8 protein-coding genes are annotated in these 8,428 nt (G+C 36.5%); all 8 read right to left on the reverse strand.

Features of this window, described 5'->3' with window-relative positions; genetic code table 11:
* Positions 1–22: 22 nt before the first annotated feature.
* Complete coding sequence (locus tag ACIQ0D_RS09705) at positions 23–1,402, reverse strand: NADH-quinone oxidoreductase subunit N (RefSeq protein WP_395805097.1); 1,380 nt, start codon at positions 1,400–1,402, stop codon at positions 23–25.
* Between the two features lie 4 nt (positions 1,403–1,406).
* Positions 1,407–2,870 carry a NuoM family protein gene (locus ACIQ0D_RS09710; RefSeq protein WP_395805099.1) on the reverse strand — a complete coding sequence of 488 codons (1,464 nt, stop codon included), beginning with the start codon at positions 2,868–2,870 and terminating at the stop codon, positions 1,407–1,409.
* Positions 2,871–2,893: 23 nt separating this feature from the next.
* Complete coding sequence (gene nuoL / locus ACIQ0D_RS09715) at positions 2,894–4,801, reverse strand: NADH-quinone oxidoreductase subunit L (protein WP_395805101.1); 1,908 nt, start codon at positions 4,799–4,801, stop codon at positions 2,894–2,896.
* Positions 4,802–4,847: 46 nt separating this feature from the next.
* Complete coding sequence (nuoK, locus tag ACIQ0D_RS09720) at positions 4,848–5,177, reverse strand: NADH-quinone oxidoreductase subunit NuoK (protein WP_395805103.1); 330 nt, start codon at positions 5,175–5,177, stop codon at positions 4,848–4,850.
* Between the two features lie 2 nt (positions 5,178–5,179).
* Positions 5,180–5,683, reverse strand: coding sequence for an NADH-quinone oxidoreductase subunit J (locus tag ACIQ0D_RS09725; protein WP_395805105.1), 504 nt, complete (start codon positions 5,681–5,683; stop codon positions 5,180–5,182).
* 102 nt (positions 5,684–5,785) lie between these two features.
* Positions 5,786–6,283, reverse strand: a complete 498-nt coding sequence (locus ACIQ0D_RS09730) for an NADH-quinone oxidoreductase subunit I (protein WP_291404233.1) — start codon at positions 6,281–6,283, stop codon at positions 5,786–5,788.
* A gap of 68 nt (positions 6,284–6,351) precedes the next feature.
* Positions 6,352–7,389, reverse strand: a complete 1,038-nt coding sequence (nuoH, locus tag ACIQ0D_RS09735) for an NADH-quinone oxidoreductase subunit NuoH (protein WP_395805107.1) — start codon at positions 7,387–7,389, stop codon at positions 6,352–6,354.
* Entirely contained in the window at positions 7,389–8,390 is a 1,002-nt protein-coding gene (locus tag ACIQ0D_RS09740) for a 2Fe-2S iron-sulfur cluster-binding protein (protein WP_395805109.1), read from the reverse strand. Before ACIQ0D_RS09740 ends, nuoH begins: the two co-directional genes overlap by 1 nt.
* Between the last annotated feature and the right edge of the window lie 38 nt (positions 8,391–8,428).

Here is an 8,428-nt window from a genome sequence, read left to right on the forward strand (position 1 = left end):
AATATTTATAGAATATTAAAGCCTAGAAAAGGTTGGATATAATACTAGGGTAAATACCAACGATTATTGTTAGCAAGGCCGAAAAACCTAATACAAAATTAAAGTAAGCTGAAGATTGAAGCTCTTTTGGTTCTGCCGACTTAAAATACATGGCTACAATAACTTTTAGATAGTAGAAAATACCTATCACTGCATTTACTACCGCTAATACAACCATAATCATATGATATTCAGTAAGAGCGGTTGAAAACATCATGAACTTTCCAATAAATCCGGCAGTTAGAGGAATTCCTGCAAGGGAAAGCATAGCTACTGTAAGTGTAAAAGCAATAAAAGGATTAGTTCTTGCTAGTCCGTTAAAACTATCAAAATTATCCGAGCCTGTTTGACGTTTCACCAAGATCAATACTGCAAATGCAATAATTGAGGCTACAGAATAAGCACTTGCATAAACAAAAACCGAATTTTCTGAAAGTGGTCCTAATGCTACAATTGCAAAGAGCATATATCCTGCATGAGAGATACTTGAATAGGCAAGCATTCTTTTAAAGCTATGCTGATAAAGTGCAGTAACATTACCTATGAATAGTGTAAGAACTGATATTACCATTAATACAGGCATCCAAAAATCATGCAATGGCGCAAAACAAACTATGAACAATCTTAAAAATGCCGCAAATCCTGCTGTCTTAACAACAGTACTCATAAATGCAGTAATTAAAGTTGGTGATCCTTCATAAACATCTGGTGTCCAAAAATGGAATGGAGCAGCTCCAATCTTAAAGCTTAAGCCGATAATCATTAAAGTTAATCCACTATAAAAAAGAGGCGAAATACCTGTAGGATTAGAAATTACATATTCTTTAATTAAGCCTAGATCAAATGTAGCACTTGCACCATAAATGAATGCAATACCCAGTAATAAAAATCCTGTAGAGAAGGCCCCCATAAGGAAATATTTCAATGCTGCCTCATTCGATTTAAAATCTTGCTTACGGATACCGGCAAGGATATAAAGACTCACAGACATGATTTCAATTCCTATAAAAAGCATGGAAAGATTATGGAAAGAAACCATAATCAAGATTCCGATTAATGCGAATAGTATAATGGTGTAATATTCAGCAACATGCTCACTAATTTGTTCAAAATAATCTTTTGAAATCAGTAAGATAAGCATGGTTGAAACTATACAAATCGATGAAAATGCGACTGCAAAATTATCGAATAGCATCATGCCGCTGTAGATTGGCGATGCACCAGAATTCCATTCTAAAATACTCAAAACCAAGGCTCCTGCTAGTCCCAATAAAGAAACAGGCAATAAAGCATTTTTTGCCTTATACAAACCTAGGTAAAGAACCACAATGGCTAAAACAGATAGGGTTATTAATGCGTTCATGCTTTTATTTAACTAAAATCTTTTGATTAACCTGTTCAATCAGGTTGATTACTGCAGCTTCTGAAATATTCAGAATAGGTTGCGGATATACTCCTATTAAAATTATTAGTGCTGAAATAATCAGCAAAACAAACTTTTCAGTCCCGTCAATATCGCTAAAGTTAGCTGTACTTGTATTTACCTCACCTAACATTACTCTTTGATACATTCTTAGCATGTAAACCGCACCAAAAATGATGGTCGAACCAGCAATTGCAGCATACCAAATATTGAAATTATAGACTCCCATCAGGAGTAAAAACTCGCCCACAAATCCATTGGTTAATGGAAGAGCGACAGTCCCGAGTAAAACAATTAAAAATCCGATAGCGAGCATAGGTGCAGGTTTTGCAATGCCACCCATTTGACCCAAATCGCGCGTGTTTAATCTGCGGATAATGATATCAGCAATAAAAAACATCCCAACAACATTAATACCGTGATTAAGCATTTGTATCATTGCACCTTGTAAACCTTGCAAATTCCAAGCAAAAATACCCGCAGAGATTAGTCCTACGTGTGCAATAGACGAATAAGCGATTAATCGTTTAATATCATTTTGGGTAAAAGCAATAATGGAAGCATAAACAAGTCCTATGATTGATAAAATCATGGCAGTCTCACCCCAAGCGTTAAAACCTAGCGGAGCAATTGGAATTAACCAACGAATTACTCCATAAATTCCCATTTTAAGCATGATTCCTGAAAGAAGCATCGTTCCAGCGGTTGGAGCTTCAGTATAGGTGTCGGGCTGCCAAGTATGGAATGGGAATACTGGCATTTTAATAGCAAAAGCAATGAAAAAAGCCCAGAAAATCCATCCCTGAGTTGTTGTATCCAGATTTAATTTATAAAACTCAGCGATATCATAGCTATTTCCAGGGGTCTGTAGATGTAGGTAAATAATAGCCAATAACATCAATAAACTACCTGCGATAGTATATACAAAGAACTTTAAATTAACCTTAATACGATTCTCTCCACCCCAAAGTGCACAGATAAAGTACACAGGAATCAAGGCAATTTCCCATCCCACATAGAAAAGGAAAGCATCAAGAGCTGTAAAAACAAGAAGCAAACCACTCTGCATGAAGAATATCAATGCATAAAAAGCATTTTGATTTTTAATATCCTGCTTAAAGCTTGATAAAACTATGATTGGTATTAAAAGATTGGTTAACAGCAATAAAACCATGCTAATACCATCCACTCCTACCTTAAACTGGATTCCAAACTGAGGTATCCAAGCTAAATTAACAAGGAATTGTGTGGTAGCATCTGGATTGAAATTCAATAGCATGTACACCGTAACTAACAATGATACTAAAGAGAATGCTCCCGAAAGACTTCTCACGATGCTTTTTCCTGACACAAGAACAATCAGTGCAGCAATTAGCGGAATAAAAATCTGTAATAGTAAAATTTCCATTTATCTCGTTCTACTCCTTAATATTAAATTTTGTACATACTGTAAAACAACAATGCAAGTATGCCGGCAACCATCATGAAGATATAAAAACCTACCATACCTGTTTGAAGCAATCTAAATCCTTTACTTGATTCTATTGCACCTTTACCTAAACCATTAACAATACCATCAATTCCTAACTTATCAATAGTTCTGTAGAAGAATCCTGATAATGCATCGAGTGGACGAGTAATTAAAGAACTATAAAGTTCATCAATAAAGAACTTATTATAGGATAAACGGGCAAGCGTACCACGTTCTACACGATCATCAGCTGGGATATGTGAGTGCTTCACATAACGAGTGTATGCATAAATCATAGCTAATAATGCTCCACCAACTGAAACACCCATTAAAATATATTCTGTGGTATGATCTAAGGCAAGTGTACCTGTTTTAGATGCAGAAACAGCAAAAACAGGCGCAAGGAAGCTTTCAAGCCAATGGCCGCCTCCCAATACTGCTGGTATGCCAATAAGTCCACCTAGAGCAGATAATACAGCAAGAACAATCAATGGGATCGTCATGCTTATCGGAGATTCATGTAAATGATGCTCTTGGTCGCTTGTCCCACGGAAATTACCACTAAAAGTAAGATACATCATTCGGAACATGTAGAATGAAGTAAACATGGCGCCAATTACGGCAATACCCCAAAATATTTTATTATGCTCGTACACATGAGCTAAAATTTCATCTTTAGAGAAAAACCCAGAAAATGGAGGTAATCCAGCAATTGCTATGGTACCTATCATCATGGTTAAGAATGTAATCGGCAATTTCTTTTTCAATCCGCCCATATTCCTCATATCCTGCTCATTGCCCATTGCATGAATTACTGATCCCGCACCTAAAAAAAGTAATGCTTTAAAAAATGCATGGGTAATTACATGGAAAAATGCGCCAGTATAAGCTCCCACACCAAGTCCTAAAAACATATAACCTAGTTGAGATACTGTAGAATAAGCCAATACTTTCTTAATATCAGTTTGTGAAACTGCAATTGCCGCAGCCAAAAACAGGGTTGCAAGTCCTACCATTGACACCACTGCCAAAGTTTCAGGAGCTAGGGTGAATAGAATATTTGATCTTGCAATCATATAAATACCTGCAGTAACCATGGTTGCTGCGTGAATTAATGCAGAAACTGGGGTTGGTCCCGCCATTGCATCAGGTAACCAGGTAAATAATGGAATTTGCGCCGATTTACCAATTGCACCTACAAATAATAGAGCAGTGATTAATATCAACATAGAATCGCCCGAAGCCATATTGGCTGCTTGTGGAAATACTTGAGCAAATTCAACACTATTAAAAGTGGTGAAGATTAAAAATACGGCTATTAGGAAACCTAAATCACCAATTCGATTCATGATAAATGCCTTTTTTGCTGCGCTAGCGTAGGAAGGATTAGTAAACCAAAATCCGATAAGTAGATATGAACATAAACCTACGCCCTCCCAGCCAATAAACATGACTACGTAATTGGAGCCAAGGACTAATAGCAACATGAAGAAAATGAACAGATTTAAATAGGCAAAGAATTTACCGAAACCTGTATCATGGTGCATATATCCTACAGAATATAGGTGTATCAAAAATCCAATTCCCGTAATTATTAAGAGCATTAATGCACTCAATGGATCAATTAAGAAAGAAAATGGGATTTTAACTGTCCCAGCACTTATCCAATCAAAAATCGGAATAACAAACGATTTACTTTCCGAGGCGTTAAGTTCAAAAAACACACCTAAGCTGACAGCAAAAGATGCCAAAACAGCTAAACAAGCAATAAATGCCACTACAGACTTAGATAATTTATTACGACCTAAGCCATTAACAAGGAAACCTAAGAGTGGGAATAATGGAATTAACCAGACTAAATTTATCATTATTTTATTCTTTTTGACCTATTCGAAAACGATGGATCTTGCTTTATTACCACTTTAATTTATTCAAAATATTAACGTCGGTAGAATTTGTATTTCGGTAGATCATAACAATGATTGCCAAACCAATCGCAACTTCAGCTGCAGCCAAAGCCATGATAAAAAATACAAATACCTGTCCCGAAGGATCATTATGATGCACAGAAAATGCTGTCAGTAATAAGTTTACTGCGTTAAGCATTAATTCGATAGACATAAAAATCACAATTGCATTTCTGCGTATCATCACGCCAATCACACCGATTGAAAAAATGATGATACTCAATAAGATATAATGATTTAAGGGTACGCCTTGAAGCGCTTGCGTTACGTTTTCCATTCTTATCCCTGTTTAATATCCTTTTTAGCCAATAAAACTGAGCCCACCATCGCTGAAAGCAACAAAATAGAAGAAAGCTCAAATGGAAGTAGGAATTTACTGAAAAGTACCTTTCCAAGATTTTTAACCAATCCCAAATCTTGTGTTTGAAGTACAAGCGGATCAGATGTATTTAAAACCTTAGCTGATCCAACTAATGTTATAATTAAACACATACCACCAATTACACCAATCATTTTTAACAAATTCGACTTAGAGCCAATAGAACCCTCATTCAAATTAAGAAGCATCAACACAAAAAGGAATAAGACCATAATTGCACCCATGTAAACAATAAAGTTCACGATAGCCAAAAATTGTGCATTCAACAAAATGTAATGAATAGTGAATGTAAAAAATGTGACAATGAGATAAAGCACACTATGTACCGGATTCTTCGCAAAAATCACTAGAAGTGCGAAGAATATGGACAGGAAAGCAACAAAATAAAATAGAGATATACTCATTAATAAGGTATTTTAATCTTTAACCCACTATGGGGCAAAGGTATAATTTCTGCCGAATTATTTACAGGATCCGGCTTGCCCAATTTTAAATTTATAGCGCTGTTAAACCTTTAAAGGCTCTTCAACTAATTTATCTTTTCCGTAAATAAAATCTTTTCTCAAATAATCTGCAGGAACTATTGGTCCATCCAGATAAATCGCCTCTTTAGGGCAAGCTTCTTCACATAATCCGCAGAAAATACAACGCAACATATTTATTTCATACACGGCTGCATATTTTTCTTCACGATACAAAGCCTCTTCACCTTTTTGACGCTCCGCTGCAATCATGGTGATTGCTTCTGCAGGACAAGAAAGGGCGCACAATCCGCAAGCTGTACAACGCTCGCGTCCTTGCTCATCTCTTTTCAACGAATGCATTCCTCTCCAATTCTCAGAGAACTCACGCTCAACTTCCGGATAGAAAATTGTTTCTTTCTTTTTGAACATGTGCTTAAAGGTAATTCCCATACCCTGGAAAATTGCCGGAAGATATAAACGCTCCCAGAAATTCATTGGCTTCTGCTCTAAGACTTTTTTTCTGTTACTTAATGGTTCCATAAACCCTAAATCCTCCTGAAAGGTTATTTTTTAATATTATTTATCTGCTTATTCAATAAACAGATGTATTATAATTTATCGTAAATCGTAATAACAATTCCTGTAATAACAATATTCGCTATTGCTAATGGAATTAAAACTTTCCATCCCAAATTCATTAACTGATCATATCTGAAACGTGGAACAGTCCAACGCACCCACATAAAAAAGAAAATAAATGCAAATATTTTAAGGAGTAAAACGCCCATGCCAATTAGCGGACCGAATAATGGTCCGGCCATGCCATTCACCCAATCCATTCCAGGATAATTATATCCACCAAAATAAAGGGTTGACATAACTGCTGAAGCAAGGAACATGTTCAAATATTCAGCAAACATGAAAGCACCCATTTTAAAACCTGAGTATTCGGTATGATAACCCCCCACAAGTTCCGTCTCACATTCTGGTAAATCAAAAGGCGTTCTGTTTGTTTCAGCAAATGAGCACACTAAGAAAATTAAAAATCCTAAAGGCTGATAAAATATATTCCAATTAATTCCATGCTGCTGCTCAGCAATTTCTTTCATGCTCAGCGTATTGGTAGTCATCAGTAAAGCAATGATTGACAATCCCATTGGAATTTCATAACTGATACTTTGAGATGCCGCTCTAATAGCTCCCATCAATGAAAACTTATTATTTGATGCCCAACCACCAATCATAATTCCATAAACTCCCAAAGAAACTACTCCGAAAATATAGAGAATACCAACATTCACATCAGCAATTTGCAAACTTACCAAGCGACCGGCAATCTCAATACTTTGTCCCCAAGGAATAACAGCACTGCCAATTAATGAGGTAAGTAAAGCTAATGAAGGGCCTAAAATAAAGAGCGCTTTACTTGAATCTGTGGGAATAATTTCCTCCTTAAAAAACATCTTCAATCCATCTGCTAAGGGCTGAAACATACCTCCGGGACCTGCTCTATTGGGCCCAACTCTATCTTGAAGGTAGCCCGCAATTTTCCTTTCAGCAAGGGTTGAATAGGCTGCTATAGTTAAACTAATCAAAAATATGACCGTAACTACGATAAATTTCTCTATTATAAATGCTAGTTCCATTAAACCTTTGTTGCTCTATCAAATTCAATTTTATTGGCCTCAATCAATTTTAGATTCTCCTTAATAACAGGCAAAGGAGTCATCTCATAATGATTAGACGAAATTACGGAAGTACGTGAAATATGACGCGGACCTTCAATAACCCAATCACTTGTGTTTTTTGTATCAAAACGGCAGGTATTGCAGATAAAATCTTCTACTTCACCAAACTGATCTTTACGTCCAGTAACCCTTAATACCTCATCACCTTTATACCATAACGTTACTTTACCCTTACATGTTGGGCAATCACGATGCGCATCAACCGGTTTTGTAAACCAAACTCTATTTTTAAAACGGAAAGTTTTGTCGGTTAGGGCACCTACGGGACAAACATCAATAACATTTCCTGAAAAATCATTATCAATTGCCTTTTCTATATAAGTTGAAATCTCAGAAGCATCACCACGCCCTAAAATACCATGAACACGATTTTCTGTTATCTGATCAGCCACATAAACACATCTGTAGCATAAAATACAGCGAGTCATGTGCAATTGAATCTTATCTCCAATGTCAATTTTCTCGAAAGTACGACGATCAAACTCATACCTTGTATCAGCAACACCATGCTCATAAGATAAGTCTTGCAAATGACACTCACCCGCTTGATCACAAACCGGACAATCTAGTGGATGATTGATCAGAAGTATTTCTACAACACCCTTACGTGCTTCAATCACCTCTGGAGAAGTAATATTTTCTACTTCCATTCCATCCATTACACCAGTACGGCATGAAGCTACCAGTTTCGGCATCGGGCGAGGATCCTTTTCAGAACCCTTACTCACCTTTACCAAACAGGTACGGCATTTACCACCACTGCCTTCTAATTTAGAATAATAGCACATAGCAGGCGGAACAATATCCCCCCCAATCTGACGTGCAGCATTGAGAATACTTGTCCCCGGTTCAACTTCAACCGTTATCCCATCTATAGTTACTTTAACTTTATCGCTCATTGTTAAAGAATCGTTTAATTTTGAATTTCCTCTTCCAA

This window comes from Daejeonella sp., assembly GCF_044342615.1.
Taxonomy (GTDB): Bacteria; Bacteroidota; Bacteroidia; order Sphingobacteriales; family Sphingobacteriaceae; genus Daejeonella.